Annotated in this window: 16 protein-coding genes; 13 read left to right on the top strand and 3 right to left on the bottom strand. The window is 68.9% G+C overall.

Features of this window, described 5'->3' with window-relative positions:
* Nucleotides 1-4: 4 nt before the first annotated feature.
* Together AB0I10_RS02135 and AB0I10_RS02130 are read right to left on the bottom strand one after the other, a co-directional pair.
* A complete protein-coding gene (locus tag AB0I10_RS02135) occupies nucleotides 5-595 on the bottom strand; it encodes a hypothetical protein (protein WP_363150324.1) in 591 nt (196 codons plus the stop codon).
* 266 nt (nucleotides 596-861) lie between these two features.
* A complete protein-coding gene (locus AB0I10_RS02130) occupies nucleotides 862-1,764 on the bottom strand; it encodes an AraC family transcriptional regulator (RefSeq protein ID WP_363150323.1) in 903 nt (300 codons plus the stop codon).
* 77 nt (nucleotides 1,765-1,841) lie between these two features.
* Between AB0I10_RS02130 and AB0I10_RS02125 the strand changes: the two genes are divergently transcribed.
* Nucleotides 1,842-2,204: a cupin domain-containing protein gene (locus AB0I10_RS02125; protein WP_363150322.1), complete on the top strand. Its 363-nt coding sequence runs from the start codon at nucleotides 1,842-1,844 to the stop codon at nucleotides 2,202-2,204.
* Between the two features lie 85 nt (nucleotides 2,205-2,289).
* On the opposite strand, the gene AB0I10_RS02120 is transcribed toward AB0I10_RS02125, so the two are convergent.
* Nucleotides 2,290-3,087 carry an NlpC/P60 family protein gene (locus AB0I10_RS02120; protein ID WP_363150321.1) on the bottom strand — a complete coding sequence of 266 codons (798 nt, stop codon included), beginning with the start codon at nucleotides 3,085-3,087 and terminating at the stop codon, nucleotides 2,290-2,292.
* Nucleotides 3,088-3,960: 873 nt separating this feature from the next.
* Between AB0I10_RS02120 and AB0I10_RS02115 the strand changes: the two genes are divergently transcribed.
* From AB0I10_RS02115 to nuoL, 12 genes are read left to right on the top strand one after another with little or no spacing between them, the layout of a single operon-like run.
* On the top strand, nucleotides 3,961-4,320 hold the full coding sequence (locus tag AB0I10_RS02115; RefSeq protein ID WP_030262580.1) for an NADH-quinone oxidoreductase subunit A: 360 nt from the start codon (nucleotides 3,961-3,963) through the stop codon (nucleotides 4,318-4,320).
* A gap of 9 nt (nucleotides 4,321-4,329) precedes the next feature.
* Nucleotides 4,330-4,884, top strand: coding sequence for an NADH-quinone oxidoreductase subunit B family protein (locus tag AB0I10_RS02110; RefSeq protein WP_363150319.1), 555 nt, complete (start codon nucleotides 4,330-4,332; stop codon nucleotides 4,882-4,884).
* Nucleotides 4,881-5,606 carry an NADH-quinone oxidoreductase subunit C gene (locus tag AB0I10_RS02105; protein ID WP_363150318.1) on the top strand — a complete coding sequence of 242 codons (726 nt, stop codon included), beginning with the start codon at nucleotides 4,881-4,883 and terminating at the stop codon, nucleotides 5,604-5,606. Before AB0I10_RS02110 ends, AB0I10_RS02105 begins: the two co-directional genes overlap by 4 nt.
* Nucleotides 5,606-6,928: an NADH-quinone oxidoreductase subunit D gene (locus AB0I10_RS02100; protein ID WP_363150317.1), complete on the top strand. Its 1,323-nt coding sequence runs from the start codon at nucleotides 5,606-5,608 to the stop codon at nucleotides 6,926-6,928. The genes AB0I10_RS02105 and AB0I10_RS02100 overlap by 1 nt, the downstream gene beginning before the upstream one ends.
* Nucleotides 6,925-7,704: an NADH-quinone oxidoreductase subunit NuoE gene (gene nuoE, locus AB0I10_RS02095; protein WP_363150316.1), complete on the top strand. Its 780-nt coding sequence runs from the start codon at nucleotides 6,925-6,927 to the stop codon at nucleotides 7,702-7,704. The genes AB0I10_RS02100 and nuoE overlap by 4 nt, the downstream gene beginning before the upstream one ends.
* Nucleotides 7,704-9,086, top strand: a complete 1,383-nt coding sequence (nuoF, locus tag AB0I10_RS02090) for an NADH-quinone oxidoreductase subunit NuoF (RefSeq protein WP_363150315.1) — start codon at nucleotides 7,704-7,706, stop codon at nucleotides 9,084-9,086. Before nuoE ends, nuoF begins: the two co-directional genes overlap by 1 nt.
* Entirely contained in the window at nucleotides 9,083-11,593 is a 2,511-nt protein-coding gene (locus AB0I10_RS02085) for an NADH-quinone oxidoreductase subunit G (RefSeq protein WP_363150314.1), read from the top strand. The genes nuoF and AB0I10_RS02085 overlap by 4 nt, the downstream gene beginning before the upstream one ends.
* A complete protein-coding gene (gene nuoH, locus AB0I10_RS02080) occupies nucleotides 11,593-12,981 on the top strand; it encodes an NADH-quinone oxidoreductase subunit NuoH (protein WP_363150421.1) in 1,389 nt (462 codons plus the stop codon). The genes AB0I10_RS02085 and nuoH overlap by 1 nt, the downstream gene beginning before the upstream one ends.
* Nucleotides 12,974-13,576 (top strand): NADH-quinone oxidoreductase subunit NuoI, encoded by a 603-nt coding sequence (nuoI, locus tag AB0I10_RS02075; protein ID WP_363150313.1) that lies wholly within the window; start codon nucleotides 12,974-12,976, stop codon nucleotides 13,574-13,576. Before nuoH ends, nuoI begins: the two co-directional genes overlap by 8 nt.
* A complete protein-coding gene (locus AB0I10_RS02070; RefSeq protein WP_363150312.1) occupies nucleotides 13,573-14,439 on the top strand; it encodes an NADH-quinone oxidoreductase subunit J in 867 nt (288 codons plus the stop codon). The genes nuoI and AB0I10_RS02070 overlap by 4 nt, the downstream gene beginning before the upstream one ends.
* Nucleotides 14,436-14,735 (top strand): NADH-quinone oxidoreductase subunit NuoK, encoded by a 300-nt coding sequence (gene nuoK, locus AB0I10_RS02065; RefSeq protein WP_363150311.1) that lies wholly within the window; start codon nucleotides 14,436-14,438, stop codon nucleotides 14,733-14,735. Before AB0I10_RS02070 ends, nuoK begins: the two co-directional genes overlap by 4 nt.
* Before the next feature lie 13 nt (nucleotides 14,736-14,748).
* On the top strand, nucleotides 14,749-16,659 hold the full coding sequence (nuoL, locus tag AB0I10_RS02060) for an NADH-quinone oxidoreductase subunit L (protein WP_363150310.1): 1,911 nt from the start codon (nucleotides 14,749-14,751) through the stop codon (nucleotides 16,657-16,659).
* Nucleotide 16,660 lies beyond the last annotated feature (1 nt).

Below are 16,660 nucleotides of genomic sequence, written 5' to 3'. Positions count from 1 at the left end.
CGGGTCAGTCCTCCTCCTGGGGGCGGCGGCGCATCAGGAGGTACCCGCCGCAGGCCGCGACCGCGAGGGCGGCGCCGCCCGCGGTGATCATCGCGGTGTTGCTCCGCTCGGTGGAGCCGCCGACGCCGGTGTGCATCTTGCCGTGCGGCCCCTTGACCTGCGGCTCCTTGGCCTGCGGTGCCGCCTGTGGCTCCTTGGCCTGCTGCCCCTTGGCAGCGGTCCCGACGGTGGCGCTCCAGTGCCGGCCGCCCGGGCACCGGCCGGCGATCGCCCACCCCGCCTGCCGGCCGACCTTGTTCGGGCCGCCGGAGAGCTGCCCGGCGAACCGGCCCGAGCCGCGGTAGGTGCTGGTCTGGCCCTGGCGCTTGAGCATGAGGCTGCCCTGGGCGAGGACCTGGCCGTTGGCGGCGATCGTGCCGGGCAGCGGTCCGCCCTGTGCGCTCTCGCACATCACGGTGACGGTGACGGCCCCGCCCGGGCCGATGACGTCGGGGCTGACCGACGCGGACGGTTCGGCGAAGGCGGAGGGGGTGGCGACGCCGAGGGCCATGGCCGTGAGGGCTGAGCCGGCCAGGGTACGGCTGACTAGACGCATGCGGGATTCCTCCATCGATGCGGCTGCGGAGTGGTGGTCCGCGAGCGGTAAGGCGGGTCTGTTCCTGATGCCATGTCAAAGCAGCACTCCGCGGCCCGCATGTTGAGCCGTGCGCCGGGTTGGTCCGAAAGGGATCCCGGGCGGGGCCGGGGGAGGGGCGTTCGCGCACGTCGGACGGCGTGTCGGGGGTGGTGCGGTCCGCCCGTTCGGCGCAGCCCCCGGATGCCGGGCCGGCGCGGTCCGCCGCCGGCTTGGCGCGGGGCCCGTCAGAGCCCGCGCGTGCCCGGGAGGACGCGGCCGGGCGGCAGATCGCGGCGCGGCGAGGCGGCGAAGCGGGCGGGGGTGATGCCGAGGTGGCGGGTGAAATGCCGGTGCAGATGTGCCTGGTCGTAGAAGCCGACGGTGGGGGCGACCTCGGCGGGGCGCCGGCCGGCGAGCAGCAGACGGCGGGCCTCGTCGATGCGGCGGCCGGTCAGATAGGCATGCGGCGGCAGGCCGTACGTCCGGCGGAAGGCGCGGATCGCGTGGGTGGGGTGCGTGTGCAGCAGGGCGGCGGCTTCTTGGAGGGTGATGCCGGCCTGGAGGCGGGATTCCAGCAAGTCGCGCAATGCGGAAGCCAGTTGGGCGGTGCCGCGGCTGGGCTTCACGGTGGGGCTGCGGAATGCGGCGAGGTGGAAACGCAGGCGTTCGCGCAGGAAGGCCAGCCGGGATTCGGCCTGGAGCGTCTCGCCCGGGTCGCCGAGCGCGCGGTGCAGCTGGTGTATGCGGTGCCGCAGCAGCCGGTCGTCGATCAGAGGGACGTCCACGGCGGGGCCTATCAGCCCGGACGGGAGCAGCTCCGGGGCGAGGTAGAGCACGCGCTTGCGGAAGCCGGCGCTGGTCACCGTACGGCCGTCGTGGGCGACACCGGGCGGCAGCAGGGCGACGGTGGCGGTGCCGGTGACGCCGTGCCGGTGCCGGTCGAGCCCGAAGTCCACGGCTCCGTCATCGACGATCATCACGGTCCACGCGTCGTGGGTGTGCGTCGGATAGGCGTGCTCGGCGAACCGGGCGTGAAAGACCTCGGTGATCCCGGGGACGGCGGGGCGCCAGGCGGTGATGCGGGTCGCCTGCGGCGGGCAGGGCCGTAGCTGGTGCGCGCCGCTGTCGCGCGCGGCTCCATCCGTCATGCCAGAAACGTACAAGACCGGGTCGGGGCGGGGGCGGCACGCTGGCGGCGTACCCATCCGGAAAGGCAGGCCTGCCCATGGCGCAACCCGTGAACCTCGCCGAGAAACTCTCGCTGTTCAGTGAACTCTGGTCGCAGAGGAAGATCGCGGATCTCAACGATTACGAGGTCAAGCTCGCCAAACTGCACGGTGAGTTCGTCTGGCACACACACGAGGACACCGATGAGCTGTTCCTCGTCATCAGCGGCCGGCTGACCATTCAGCTGCGGGACGGGGACGTCGTCCTCGCACCGGGCGAGCTGTTCGTCGTGCCGCGGGGGGTGGAGCACTGCCCTAAGGCGGACGAGGAGACGGCGATCCTGCTGCTGGAGCCGACTGGAACGCTGAACACAGGCGACGCGGGCGGCGCGCGGACCCGGCCAGTCACGACGCTGGACTGACGCGGGTCGCCTGCGGCGGAGCGGCAACCGCTCCGCCGCAGGCGACCTGCGGGAATCCCACCACGGTGGGAGAGAAAAGACGGTTCTAGAGAACCCGCACCGCGCCGGTCGGCTGGTCGTAGCTGAGCGGGCGCTCGACGATGCCGGTGCTGGAGTTCTGCGCGCCGATGAAGTTGCCGTCGCCGACGTAGACGCCGACGTGGTAGGCGCTGCCGGCGCTGCCCCAGTACAGGATGTCGCCGACCTGGAGGTTGTCCAGGCCGACCTGGGTGCCGGTGGTCGACTGGTCCTGCGAGACGCGGGGCAGGTCGATGCCGATCTGGCTGAACGCGGCCTGGGTCAGGCCGGAGCAGTCGTACGAGGACGAGCCGGTGGCGCCCAGCACGTAGGGCTTGCCGAGCTGCGCCTTCAGGAAGGAGACGAGGGTGGCGACGCTGCCGGAGGCGGTGGAGCTCGACGGCGCGGACAGAGTCGTGCGCTCGTCGGAGCGCGAGGCGCGGGCCTCGGCGGCCTCCTCGGCCTTGCGTGCCTCTTCCGCCCTCTTCTTGGCCTCGGCCTTGGCCTTCTTCTCGGCGGCGGCCTGCTTCTTCTCCGCGACCTTGGCGGCCTTGGCGACGGCGCTTTCCTGGAGCGCCTGCCGCTCGTAGGAGACGGCGACCTGCTGAGTGGAGTCGGCGCTCTTGGCGGCGGTGGTCGCGAGCGCCTCCGTGATGGTCGGCAGCTCCTGGGTCTCGGAGGCCGGCCTCTCGGTGGCGTTGGCCGGCATGGAGGCGCCGGTTACTGCGAGCGTGAGGATGCCACCGGTCACGCCCGCACGCAGTGCCCGCGAGGACGCGGAACGGCGGGGCTTCCGGTGGCTGGGTATGAGTGCGTTCGGGGACATGGCACCACGGCTATCAGGAGCCGAAGGTTGCTGCCAACAAAGGTGGAGTGCGCCACACTTGACGCGTACGCGCTGAACAAATCGGGCATTTGACTACCCGTCGATCCGGAAGCGTGATGTCCGAATTTCGCGATCATGTTCCTGCGCATGGCATTTGCTGCCCGATACAGGCCCTGGGGGTGCCTACCACCTCCCCATGCGCCACGCCAAGGCTTCCCAGCCGTCAAGGACTTAGCGCCCGAAGTCGCGTGGGATAGGTCACTCGTGAGTGTCCGTTATGTTCCCGTGATCCGCGAGGGTCGATCGCTTGCGGAGGACGTGTGCAGGACTCGCGGACGAGGGGTGCGTGCCGTTCGCGAAGGAAGGCGCGTGTCGCTCGCGATCGGAGGGGTGGATCACTCGTGGGTCGATCGCGACCGGAGCCGCGCGCCGCTCGTGAATGAAGGTACGTGTCGCTCGTGAAGGAAGGCACGTACCGACGATCACGGTCGGATCACGAGCGGATCACGCCTGCGACCGCGTCGCACATAGCAGTTGAGTCGGTCCAGCGCCAATTTGCCTGCGACGACAACCACTTGATATTGGCCAACCGGCCCTGACCAGCGGTAACCCTTGTGAATGTCACCTCTCGTGATCACTCGCGTGCTTCGCGTATGAAGATCACCGCTCATCCGACTTCATGATCGTTCATCGGGTGGTGGAGATCACAAAGGCGTTGTCCGACCCCGTGTCGCAGATCACAGACCAGCGGGCATAAGATGCAGTCGGTTCGGGCTTGTGAACTGCCTCACATATGCACGATCTCCATGGGGCCACCCACTGAGCCCGAGCGGACCGCCATCCAGTCATCGTCGACTGAAGGGAGCGAGGACGGTGAACGCTTATGCGCCCATCCTCGTACTGGGAGCCCTCGGGGCAGGCTTTGCGATCTTCTCCGTCGTCATGGCCACGCTCGTCGGACCCAGGCGCTACAACCGGGCCAAGCTCGAGGCGTACGAGTGCGGAATCGAGCCGACCCCGCAGCCGTCCGGCGGCGGTCGTTTCCCGATCAAGTACTACCTGACGGCGATGCTCTTCATCGTCTTCGACATCGAGATCGTCTTCCTCTATCCCTGGGCCGTCACCTTTGACGCCCTGGGGCTGTTCGGGCTCGTCGAGATGCTCCTCTTCGCGCTCACCGTCTTCGTCGCCTACGCCTATGTCTGGCGTCGTGGCGGCCTGGAATGGGACTAGGGGCCACCAATGGGACTTGAAGAGAAGCTGCCCAGCGGCTTTTTGCTGACCACTGTCGAGCAGGCCGCGGGCTGGGTGCGCAAGTCGTCGGTCTTCCCCGCGACCTTCGGGCTGGCCTGCTGTGCCATCGAGATGATGACGACCGGCGCCGGACGCTACGACCTGGCCCGCTTCGGGATGGAAGTCTTCCGCGGCTCACCCCGGCAGGCGGATCTGATGATCGTGGCCGGCCGGGTGAGCCAGAAGATGGCGCCCGTCCTGCGGCAGGTCTACGACCAGATGCCGAACCCGAAGTGGGTGATCTCCATGGGGGTTTGCGCCTCGTCGGGCGGAATGTTCAACAACTACGCAATTGTGCAGGGCGTCGACCACATCGTCCCGGTTGACATTTATTTGCCGGGTTGTCCGCCGCGTCCCGAGATGCTCTTGGACGCCATTCTCAAGCTGCACCAGAAGATCCAGAGCACCAAGCTCGGGGTCAACCAGGTGCAGGCGGCCCACGAGGCGGAGGAAGCGGCGCTCAAGGCGCTGCCGTTGATCGAAATGAAGGGGCTGCTGCGGTGAGTGAGCAGGACGACCCGAACGCACCGGGCCAGAACGTCCCGGCGCAGCAGCGCGACCACGCCGACGAGCTGATCGCGACCCGCCGCGGCATGTTCGGCGCCGCCAACGGCGGTGACACCTCCGGCTACGGCGGGCTCGTCCGGTCCGTCCGGCTGCCCGGCGCGACCCCTCGGCCGTACGGAGGATGGTTCGACGAGGTCGCCGATGAACTGGAGGGCGCCCTCGACGAGCAGGGTCTGGTTCCCGGCAACGTCATCGAGAAGACGGTCGTGGACCGTGCCGAGCTGACCTTCCACATCGCGCGCGAGTATCTGCCGACCGTGGCCCGCACACTGCGCGACGACCCGGCGCTGCGCTTCGAGCTCTGTACGGGCGTGAGCGGGGTGCACTTCCCCGGCGACAAGGGGCGCGAGCTGCATGCGGTCTACCACCTGCGCTCGATCACCCATAACCGGCTGATCCGGCTGGAGGTCTCCGCCCCCGACGCCGACCCGCATGTGCCCTCGCTGGTGAGCGTCTATCCGACCAACGACTGGCACGAGCGCGAGACCTACGACTTCTTCGGCCTGATCTTCGACGGCCATCCGGCGCTCACCCGGATCATGATGCCCGACGACTGGCAGGGCTTCCCGCAGCGCAAGGACTACCCGCTCGGCGGCATTCCCGTCGAGTACAAGGGCGCCCAGATCCCGGCTCCCGACCAGCGGAGGTCGTACAGCTGATGACTGCATCCCCTTCAACCCCCCGCGAGACCACCGAGGGCGCGGTCTACACCGTCACCGGCGGCGACTGGGACGAGGTCGTGGCGGCCGCACGCAAGTCCGACGACGAGCGGATCATCGTCAACATGGGGCCCCAGCACCCCTCCACGCACGGCGTGCTCCGGCTCATCCTGGAGATCGACGGCGAGACCGTCACCGAGGCCCGCTGCGGTATCGGTTATCTGCACACCGGCATCGAGAAGAACCTCGAATACCGGACCTGGACGCAGGGCACCACGTTCGTGACGCGGATGGACTACCTGACGTCCTTCTACAACGAGACGGCGTACTGCCTGGCCGTGGAGAAGCTGCTCGGGATCACCGACGACATCCCCGACCGGGCCACCGTCATCCGCGTGATGCTGATGGAGCTCAACCGGCTCTCCTCCCACCTGGTGGCCATCGCCACCGGCGGTATGGAGCTGGGCGCCACCACGATGATGATCTACGGCTTCCGCGACCGGGAACTCATCCTCGACATCTACGAGTTGATCACCGGTCTGCGGATGAACCACGCCTTTATCCGGCCCGGCGGCCTCGCCCAGGACCTGCCCCCGGGCACCGTCGACCAGGTACGCGGCTTCATCAAGAAGATGCGCAAGAACATCGTCGAGTACGACAAGCTCGCCACCGGCAACCCCGTCTTCAAGGGCCGGATGGAGGGCGTCGGCTATCTCGACCTGGCCGGCTGCATGGCCACCGGCGCCACCGGGCCCATCCTCCGAGCCGCCGGACTGCCCCATGACCTGCGCAAGACGCAGCCGTACTGTGGATACGAGAACTACGAATTCGAGGTGCCGACCGCCGACACCTGCGACTCCTACGGCCGGTTCCTGATCAGGCTGGAGGAGATGCGCCAGTCGCTGCGGATCGTCGAACAGTGCCTGGACCGGCTGGCGCCCGGCCCCGTGATGGTCGCGGACAAGAAGATCGCCTGGCCCGCCCAGCTGGCCCTCGGCCCGGATGGCCTCGGCAACTCCCTCGACCACATCAAGAAGATCATGGGCACCTCGATGGAGGCCCTGATCCACCACTTCAAGCTGGTGACGGAGGGCTTCCGGGTCCCACCGGGACAGGCCTACGCCGCCGTGGAGTCGCCCAAGGGCGAGCTGGGCGTGCACGCGGTCAGCGACGGCGGCACCCGCCCCTACCGGGTGCACTTCCGTGATCCGTCCTTCACCAATCTGCAGGCCATGGCGGCGATGTGCGAAGGCGGCCAGGTCGCCGACGTCATCGTGGCCGTCGCATCCATCGACCCCGTGATGGGAGGCGTTGACCGGTGACAGACGTCAGTTTGGGGATGCCGCAGCTCCCCGCCCCCGACTACCCGGCCGACGTACGGGCCCGGCTCGAAGCCGACGCCAAGGAGGTCATCGCCCGCTACCCGGACTCCCGCTCGGCGCTGCTGCCGCTGCTGCACCTCGTGCAGTCCGAAGAGGGCCATGTCACCCGCACCGGCATCCGCTTCTGCGCCGAGCAGCTCGACCTGACCACCGCCGAGGTCACCGCGGTCTCGACCTTCTACACCATGTACCGCCGCAAGCCGAGCGGCGACTACCAGGTCGGGGTCTGCACCAACACGCTGTGCGCGGTGATGGGCGGCGACGCCATCTTCGAGGAGCTCAAGGAGCACCTCGGCGTCGGCAACGGCGAGACCACCGAGGACGGCGCCGTCACCCTCGAACACATCGAGTGCAACGCGGCCTGCGACTTCGCGCCCGTCGTGATGGTCAACTGGGAGTTCTTCGACAACCAGACGCCGGACTCCGCCAAGCGGCTGGTGGACGACCTGCGGGCCGGCCGGACCGTCGAGCCCACCCGGGGCGCCCCGCTGTGCACGTACAAGGAGACGGCCCGGATGCTGGCCGGCTTCCCCGACGAGCGGCCGGGCGCGGTCGAGGCGACCGGCGGCGCGGGGCCCGCCTCTCTCGTCGGACTCCGGCTCGCCAAGGGGGAGGCCGCCCCGGGCCGCGGTGCCGACCACGTCATCGCGCCGCGCACGGCCGACCAGCCGCAGGACCAGCCGCAGGCTGAGCCAGCAGACGAGGAGGGGGAGTGATGACGGTGGCACCCAAGTACGGGGGCACCTCCCGGCCGGACGCCGGGGGAGCGGTGAATCCCGAGAAGATCCTCGTGCCCGTCCTGTCCGCCTTCTGGGACCAGCCCGAGTCCTGGACCCTGGAGACCTATCTCAGGCACGAGGGCTACGCGGGCATGCGCAAGGCGCTCGCGATGGCGCCGGACGATGTCATCGCGTACGTCAAGGACGCCGGGCTGCGCGGCCGCGGCGGCGCGGGCTTCCCCACTGGGATGAAGTGGCAGTTCATCCCGCAGGGCGACGGCAAACCGCACTATCTAGTTGTCAACGCCGACGAATCGGAGCCCGGGACCTGCAAGGACATCCCGCTCCTCTTCGCGAACCCGCATTCCCTCATCGAGGGGATCGTGATCGCCTGTCATGCGATCCGGTCGAACCACGCCTTCATCTACCTGCGCGGTGAGGTCGTGCCCGTGCTGCGGCGGCTGCACGAGGCCGTACGCGAGGCGTACGCGGCGGGATACCTCGGCAAGAACATTCTCGGCTCGGGACTCGACCTGGATGTCATCGTGCACGCGGGCGCGGGCGCGTACATCTGTGGTGAGGAGACCGCGCTGCTGGACTCCCTGGAGGGCCGTCGCGGACAGCCCCGGCTTCGTCCCCCCTTCCCCGCGGTGGCGGGCCTCTACGCCTGCCCCACTGTCGTGAACAACGTCGAATCCATCGCGTCGGTTCCCGCCATCATGAACAAGGGCAAGGACTGGTTCAGGTCGATGGGCAGCGAGAAGTCCCCGGGCTTCACGCTCTACTCGCTCAGCGGCCATGTCACCAACCCAGGCCAGTACGAAGCCCCGTTGGGTATCACGCTGCGCCAGCTGCTGGACATGAGCGGCGGCATCCGGCCCGGCCACCGGCTCAAGTTCTGGACGCCGGGCGGCTCCTCGACACCGATGTTCACCGACGAGCATCTGGACGTCCCCCTCGACTACGAGGGCGTCGGCGCGGCCGGCTCGATGCTCGGCACCAAGGCGCTGCAGTGCTTCGACGAGACCACCTGTGTCGTGCGGGCCGTCACCCGCTGGACCGAGTTCTACGCGCATGAGTCCTGCGGCAAGTGCACACCCTGCCGCGAGGGGACGTACTGGCTGGTGCAGTTGCTGCGCGACATCGAAGCAGGCAAGGGCCGGATGGACGACCTCGACAAGCTCAACGACATCGCCGACAACATCAACGGCAAGTCCTTCTGCGCCCTCGGCGACGGCGCCGCCTCGCCGATCTTCTCCTCGCTCAAGTACTTCCGCGAGGAGTACGAGCAGCACATCACCGGCAAGGGCTGCCCCTTCGACCCCGCCAAGTCGACCGTCTGGGCCGACAACGACGCTCACCTGGGGGTGAATGCATGACCGTCACGACAAGCAGTGCTCCCTCAGGGGGCGGCGAGGCGGCCGTCCCGCCCGAGGACCTCGTCTCCCTGACGATCGACGGTATCGAGATCTCGGTCCCCAAGGGGACGCTGGTCATCCGCGCCGCCGAACTCCTGGGTATCGAGATCCCGCGCTTCTGCGACCATCCGCTGCTGGACCCGGTCGGGGCCTGCCGCCAGTGCATCGTCGAGGTCGAGGGCCAGCGCAAACCGATGGCTTCCTGCACCATCACCTGCACCGACGGGATGGTCGTCAAGTCGCAGCTCACCTCCCCGGTGGCCGAGAAGGCCCAGCGCGGGGTGATGGAACTGCTGCTGATCAACCACCCGCTGGACTGCCCGGTCTGCGACAAGGGCGGTGAGTGCCCGCTGCAGAACCAGGCGATGCAGGTCGGCGCCCCGGACACCCGCTTCGAAGGCAGGAAGCGGACCTACGCGAAGCCGGTACCGATCTCCACGCAGGTGCTGCTGGACCGCGAGCGCTGCGTGCTGTGCGCGCGCTGCACCCGCTTCAGCAACCAGATCGCCGGCGACCCGATGATCGAGCTGCTGGAGCGCGGCGCCCTTGAGCAGGTCGGCACCGGAGAGGGCGACCCGTTCACGTCGTACTTCTCCGGGAACACCATCCAGATCTGCCCGGTCGGCGCGCTCACCTCAGCCGCGTACCGCTTCCGCTCCCGCCCCTTCGACCTGGTCTCCTCGCCGTCGGTGTGCGAACACTGCGCGGGCGGCTGCGCGACCCGTACGGACCACCGGCGCGGCAAGGTCATGCGGCGGCTGGCGGCGGACGACCCCGAGGTCAATGAGGAGTGGATCTGCGACAAGGGGCGGTTCGCCTTCCGCTACGCGCAGCAGCGCGAGCGGCTGGAGACCCCCCTCGTACGCAACGCGGAGTCCGGCGAACTGGAGTCGGCGAGCTGGCCCGAGGCGCTGGCGGCCGCGGCCCGTGGCCTGGCCGCCGCCAAGGGGCGCACCGGAGTGCTGACCGGCGGCCGGCTGACCGTCGAAGACGCCTACGCGTACGCCAAGTTCGCGCGGATCGCGCTGCACACCAACGACATCGACTTCCGGGCCCGGGTGCACAGCGCCGAGGAGGCCGACTTCCTGGCGGCCAGGGTCGCCGGCCGTGGCCGCGACCTGGACGGCGGCGGGGTCACCTACACCGCGCTGGAGAAGGCACCGGCCGTGCTGCTGGCCGGTATCGAGGCGGAGGAGGAGGCGCCGGGCGTCTTTCTGCGGCTGCGCAAGGCCCACCGTACGAGCGGACAGCGCACCTACGGGCTGGCCACCCACGCCTCACGCGGGCTGATCAAGGCCGGTGGCACGCTGCTGCCGGCCGCCCCCGGGACCGAGACCGAGTGGCTGGACGCGCTCGCGGGCGGCGTCGGCCTGGACGGCGAGGCGAATGCCGCGGCCGAGGCGCTGCGGGCCGACGGCGCGGTGATCATCGTCGGCGAGCGGCTGGCCGCGGTGCCCGGCGCGCTGACCGCGGCGGTCCGCGCCGCGTCCGCCACCGGCGCCCAACTGGTGTGGATCCCGCGCCGGGCGGGTGACCGGGGCGCCATCGAGGCGGGTGCGCTGCCGGGTCTGCTGCCCGGCGGCCGGCCCGCCACCGACCCCCGGGCCCGCGACGAGGTCGCCGCCGCCTGGGGCGTGGCCGAGCTCCCGCACCGGCACGGCCGGGACACCGGCCAGATCATCGAGGCCGCGGCGACCGGCGAGCTCAGCGCGCTCCTGGTGGCCGGCGTCGAGACCGCGGACCTGCCGGACCCGGCCCGCGCCGTGACGGCCCTGGACGAGGTCGGCTTCCTGGTCAGCCTGGAGCTGCGGCCCTCGGAGGTCACCGAACGGGCGGATGTGGTCCTCCCGGTGGCGGCCGTGGTCGAGAAGGCCGGCACCTTCCTCAACTGGGAGGGCCGGGCCCGGCTGTTCGAGGCCGCGCTCAAACCGGACCAGCTGACCCGCCGGCATCTGCTGCCGGATGCCCGGGTGCTGCACATGCTCGCCGACGCCCTGGACGTCCATCTGGCGCTGCCGGACGTCCACGCCGTACGCCGCGAGCTGGACCGGCTCGGCGGCTGGAGCGGCCCGTATGCCGGGGATCCCCGGGAAAGCGGGCGTCCGCTGCCCCGCCCCGACACCGGCGAGGCCGTACTGGCCGGGCACCGGCTGCTGTTGGACCAGGGGCGGCTCCAGGAGGGCGACGAGGCACTCGCCGGCACCCGGCACGCCGCGGTCGCCCGGCTGTCGCAGGCCACCGCACAGGAGACCGGCGTCAAGGACGGGGACCTGCTGGCGGTCACCGGGCCGGCCGGATCGGTGCGGCTGCCCCTTCAGGTCACGCCGATGCCCGACCGGGTGGTGTGGCTGCCGCTGAATTCCACCGGCGGTGGCGTCGCCGCCGACACCGGGGCGCGCCCCGGTGACCTGGTGAAGGTCTCCGCCGCGCCCGGTACCCCGGAGCCGGCCAAGGAGGGGGACGCATGATGCAGCAGCTCGATCAACTGGCCGCCGCGGGCACCGTGCTGGCCCAGGAAGACCTGTCGATGTTCGGCCGCGACCCATGGTGGCTGGTCGTCGTCAAGGCGGTCTTCTGCTTCGCGTTCCTGATGCTGACCGTGCTCTTCTCGATCGTCTGGGAGCGCAAGGTCGTCGCCTGGATGCAGCTGCGTATCGGCCCCAACCGGCACGGCCCCTGGGGCATGCTCCAGTCCCTCGCCGACGGCATCAAGCTGATGCTGAAGGAGGACCTGGTCGTCAAGCGGGCCGACAAGGCCGTCTATGTCCTGGCGCCGATCGTGGCGGCCGTGCCGGCCTTCATGGCCATCGCGGTGATCCCCTTCGGCCCGGCGGACAACGAGGTCTCGATCTTCGGCGTGCGCACGCCGATGCAGCTGACCGACCTGCCGATCGGCGTCCTCTACATCCTGGCCACCGCCTCCGTCGGCATCTACGGCATCGTGCTGGCGGGCTGGTCCTCCGGCTCGACGTACCCGCTGCTCGGCGGGCTCCGCTCCTGCGCGCAGATGATCTCCTACGAGATCGCGATGGGCGCCGCCTTCGCATCGGTCTTCCTCTACTCCGGGTCGATGTCGACCTCGACGATCGTGGAGTCGCAGCAGGACAAGTGGTACGTCCTGCTGCTGCCGGTGTCGTTCCTCATCTACATCGTGACGATGGTGGGCGAGACCAACCGCGCGCCGTTCGACATGCCGGAGTCCGAGGGCGACCTCGTCGGCGGCTTCAACACCGAGTACTCGTCCATCAAGTTCGCGATGTTCATGCTCGCCGAGTACATCAACATGGTGACGGTGGCGGCGGTCGCGACCACCCTCTTCCTGGGCGGCTGGCGGGCCCCGTACCCCATCTCCACCTTCTGGGAAGGCGCGAACCACGGCTGGTGGCCGATGCTCTGGTTCGTCATCAAGGTGCAGCTGCTGCTGTTCTTCTTCATCTGGCTGCGCGGCACGCTCCCCCGGGTGCGCTACGACCAGCTGATGAAGCTGGGCTGGAAGGTCCTCATCCCGGTCTCGCTGGTGTGGCTGATGCTCGTCGCCACCGTCCGGGCGCTGAAGAACGAGGGCTACGCCTTCCAGCAGATCGTGCTGTACGTCGCCGGGGCCGCCATCGCCCTGCTGCTGATCTCCCTTGTTGCGGACTTCTTCCGGGGCGGCGAGGTGGAGGAGGAAACGGACGGTGACGGGGCCTTCGACCCGATGGCCGGCGGGTTCCCCGTACCGCCGCTGCCCGGACAGAGCCTGCCGCCCGTGCCACGCCGACGCCCGCGCCAAGATCGCGAGTTGATTGTCAGTGGCGGGATGGACACTGTCAGTGACGAAAACGGAATCGATGGAAAGGGGGGCGACGGTGCCTGAGTTCCAGAACCCCGTGGCCGGCTTCGGCGTGACCTTCCGGGCCATGTTCAAGAAGCGGCTGACCGAGCAGTACCCGGAGGAGAAGAAGCCGACGGCGCCGCGCTTCCACGGCCGGCATCAGCTCAACCGCCATCCGGACGGCCTGGAGAAGTGCATCGGCTGCGAGTTGTGCGCCTGGGCCTGTCCGGCGGACGCGATCTATGTCGAGGGCGCGGACAACACCGAGGAGGAGCGTTACTCCCCGGGCGAGCGCTATGGCCGGGTCTACCAGATCAACTATCTGCGCTGCATTCTGTGCGGCCTCTGCGTGGAGGCCTGCCCGACCCGCGCGCTGACCATGACCAATGAGTACGAACTCGCCGACCGGTCCCGCGAATCGCTCATCTACACCAAGGAGGAGCTGCTCGCGGGCCTGGAGGACACCATGGTCGACTCGCCGCATGCGATCTACCCCGGCATGACGGAGAAGGACTACTACAACGGTCTGGTGACGGAGGCCGCGCCCGGCACCGCCCGCCAGGTCGCCGTCTCCAAGGGCGAACAGCCCCCATCGGAGGCCCCGGCTCGGGCCGCCGACGAGGGGGTGCAGGCATGATGGGCCTCGCCGCCTCCACGACCTCCTCGGGGGAGGCTGTGCAGTTCTGGATCCTGGGCATCGTCGCCGTCTGCGGCGCACTGGGCACGATCATGATGAAGCGAGCGGTGCACAGCGCGCTTTCGCTCGCCGGGACCATGATCGTCCTGGCGGTCTTCTATCTCGCCAACGGCGCGTACTTCCTCGGCGTCGTCCAGGTCGTCGTCTACACCGGCGCGATCATGATGCTGTTCCTGTTCGTCGTCATGCTGGTCGGTGTCACCGCGGCCGACTCCCTCAAGGAGACGCTCAAGGGCCAGCGTTGGCTCGCCGCGGGCCTGGGCATCGGCTTCGGCATCCTGCTCATCGCCGGCATCGGCAATGCCTCGCTCAAGCAGTTCAACGGCCTGGGCGAGGCCAACGCCGGCGGCAATGTGCAGGGCCTGGCGGCGCTCATCTTCACCAAGTACGTCTTCGCCTTCGAAGTCACCGGCGCGCTGCTGATCACGGCGGTCGTCGGCGCGATGGTGCTCACCCACCGGGAGCGTACGGAGCGCGCCAAGAGCCAGCGCGAGCAGTCCGAGGCGCGGGTCCGCGAGGGCAAGCAGGTACCGCCGCTGCCCGCCCCCGGTGTCTACGCCCGGCACAACGCCGTCGACATTCCCGGACTGCTGCCGGACGGCACCCCGTCCGAGCTGACCGTCAATCCCACGCTGCGCGACCGCGGCCAGATCCGCGATGTCTCCAGTGAGTCGCTCGCCGAACTGAAGGCGCTGGAGCAGCGCTCCAAGGAATGGCTGGGGCGGGGCTCCGAGGACGAGCCCGGCTCCTCGTCATCCGGTGGCGCGACGCCGAAGGAGCACAAGGAGGGGGCCAAGAAATGAACCCGGTCTACTACCTCTATCTCGCCGCCCTGCTGTTCACCATCGGCGCGGCCGGGGTCCTGATCAGGCGGAACGCCATCGTGGTGTTCATGTGCATCGAGCTGATGCTCAACGCCTGCAATCTCGCCCTCGTGGTCTTCTCGCGGATGCACGGGAATCTGGACGGCCAGATCATCGCCTTCTTCACGATGGTCGTCGCCGCGGCCGAGGTCGTGGTCGGCCTGGCAATCATCGTGTCGATCTTCCGCACCCGTCATACGGCCTCGGTCGACGACGCCAGCCTGATGAAGCTGTAAGGGGTCGCACAAAGTGGAGAACTTGATCGCGCTGCTTGTCGCGGCACCGCTGGTCGGTGCGGCCCTGCTGTTGTGCGGCGGCAAACGGCTGGACCGCACCGGCCACTGGATCGGCTCGCTCTTCGCGGTGGCGTCGTTCGTCGTCGCGGTGGTGCTCTTCGCCGACATGCTCGGCAAGGGCGCCGAGGACCGTGCCCTGCATCAGTACCTGTTCAGCTGGATCCCGGTCGGCGGCTTCCAAGCCGATGTGGCCTTCCAGCTCGACCAGCTGTCGATGACCTTCGTCCTGCTGATCACCGGTGTCGGATCGCTGATCCACATCTACTCCGTCGGCTATATGGAGCACGACGAGCGGCGCCGCCGCTTCTTCGGATACCTCAATCTGTTCCTTGCGGCGATGCTGCTGCTCGTCCTCGCCGACAACTACCTTCTGCTGTACGTCGGCTGGGAGGGCGTCGGTCTCGCCTCGTACCTCCTCATCGGGTTCTGGCAGCACAAGCCCAGCGCGGCCACCGCCGCCAAGAAGGCGTTCCTCGTCAACCGCGTCGGTGACGTCGGCCTGTCCATCGCGATCATGCTGATGTTCACCACGTTCGGGACCTTTGCCTTCGGGCCGGTGCTCGCCGCGACGGGAGACACCGGCGAGGGCAAGCTGACGGCCATCGGGCTGATGCTGCTGCTGGCCGCCTGCGGCAAGTCGGCACAGGTGCCGCTGCAGTCCTGGCTCGGGGATGCGATGGAGGGCCCGACCCCCGTCTCGGCCCTGATCCACGCCGCCACGATGGTCACCGCCGGCGTGTATCTGATCACCCGCTCCGGCGCGATCTTCAACGCCGCGCCGGACGCCCAGACCGCCGTCGTCGCGGTCGGTGCGGTCACGCTCCTCTTCGGTGCGATCGTCGGTTGCGCCAAGGACGACATCAAGAAGGCGCTGGCCGGCTCGACGATGTCGCAGATCGGCTACATGATCCTGGCCGCCGGCCTCGGCCCGATCGGGTACGCCTTCGCGATCATGCACCTGGTCACCCATGGCTTCTTCAAGGCGGGGCTCTTCCTCGGCGCCGGTTCCGTGATGCACGGTATGAACGACGAGGTGGACATGCGCCGTTACGGCGGCCTGCGCAGGTATATGCCGGTCACCTTCATCACGTTCGGGCTCGGCTATCTGGCGATCATCGGCTTCCCGGGGCTGTCCGGCTTCTTCTCCAAGGACAAGATCATCGAAGCGGCGTTCGCCAAGGGCGGCACCGAGGGCTGGATCCTCGGCGGCGCGGCCCTGCTGGGCGCCGCGATCACCGCGTTCTACATGACACGGGTGATGCTGATGACGTTCTTCGGCGAGAAGCGCTGGGCTGAGACACCAGGCGCTGCCGTGCCGGGGCAGCAAGTCCAACACCCACATGAGTCACCGAAGATCATGACGATCCCCATGATCGTGCTGGCCATCGGATCGGTCTTCGCGGGCGCGCTGTTCAGCGTCAACGATGCATTTGTGACGTGGCTGGAGCCGGTCACGTCCTTCGCGCACGGCCACCCCCCGCTCAGCGCCACTGCGATCACCGCCTCGACGATCGTGGTGATGCTCATCGGTGTCGGCCTGGCCTGGCAGATGTACGGCCGCAAGCCCGTCCCGGTCGTCGCCCCGCGCGGCTCGCTACTGACCCGGGCGGCCCGCCGCGATCTGCTCCAGGACGACTTCAACCATGTCGTCCTGGTGCGCGGCGGCGAGCACCTCACCCGCACGTTGGTCTACCTCGACCACTCCGTGGTGGACGGCGCGGTCAACGGCACGGCGGCCTCGATGGGCGGACTCTCCGGCCGGCTGCGCAAGTTGCAGAGCGGCTTCGTCCGCTCGTACGCGGTCCAGATGCTGGGCGGGGCCGCCGTTCTCGTCGCCGCGACCCTGCTGATGAGGGGTGTCTGAG

The organism is Streptomyces sp. NPDC050636 (assembly GCF_040654775.1).
Taxonomy (GTDB): domain Bacteria; phylum Actinomycetota; class Actinomycetes; order Streptomycetales; family Streptomycetaceae; genus Streptomyces.
Note: the sequence above shows the minus strand (reverse complement) of the source record. Positions and strands in the feature narration are given on the sequence as shown.

Bases quoted from the DNA above. Each gene is read 5' to 3' on its own strand.
- AB0I10_RS02135 (WP_363150324.1), bottom strand. From the start codon at position 595: ATGCGTCTAGTCAGCCGTACCCTGGCCGGCTCAGCCCTCACGGCCATG.
- AB0I10_RS02130 (WP_363150323.1), bottom strand. From the start codon at position 1,764: ATGACGGATGGAGCCGCGCGCGACAGCGGCGCGCACCAGCTACGGCCC.
- AB0I10_RS02125 (WP_363150322.1), top strand. From the start codon at position 1,842: ATGGCGCAACCCGTGAACCTCGCCGAGAAACTCTCGCTGTTCAGTGAA.
- AB0I10_RS02120 (WP_363150321.1), bottom strand. From the start codon at position 3,087: ATGTCCCCGAACGCACTCATACCCAGCCACCGGAAGCCCCGCCGTTCC.
- AB0I10_RS02110 (WP_363150319.1), top strand. From the start codon at position 4,330: ATGGGACTTGAAGAGAAGCTGCCCAGCGGCTTTTTGCTGACCACTGTC.
- AB0I10_RS02100 (WP_363150317.1), top strand. From the start codon at position 5,606: ATGACTGCATCCCCTTCAACCCCCCGCGAGACCACCGAGGGCGCGGTC.
- nuoF (WP_363150315.1), top strand. From the start codon at position 7,704: ATGACGGTGGCACCCAAGTACGGGGGCACCTCCCGGCCGGACGCCGGG.
- AB0I10_RS02085 (WP_363150314.1), top strand. From the start codon at position 9,083: ATGACCGTCACGACAAGCAGTGCTCCCTCAGGGGGCGGCGAGGCGGCC.
- nuoH (WP_363150421.1), top strand. From the start codon at position 11,593: ATGCAGCAGCTCGATCAACTGGCCGCCGCGGGCACCGTGCTGGCCCAG.
- AB0I10_RS02070 (WP_363150312.1), top strand. From the start codon at position 13,573: ATGATGGGCCTCGCCGCCTCCACGACCTCCTCGGGGGAGGCTGTGCAG.
- nuoK (WP_363150311.1), top strand. From the start codon at position 14,436: ATGAACCCGGTCTACTACCTCTATCTCGCCGCCCTGCTGTTCACCATC.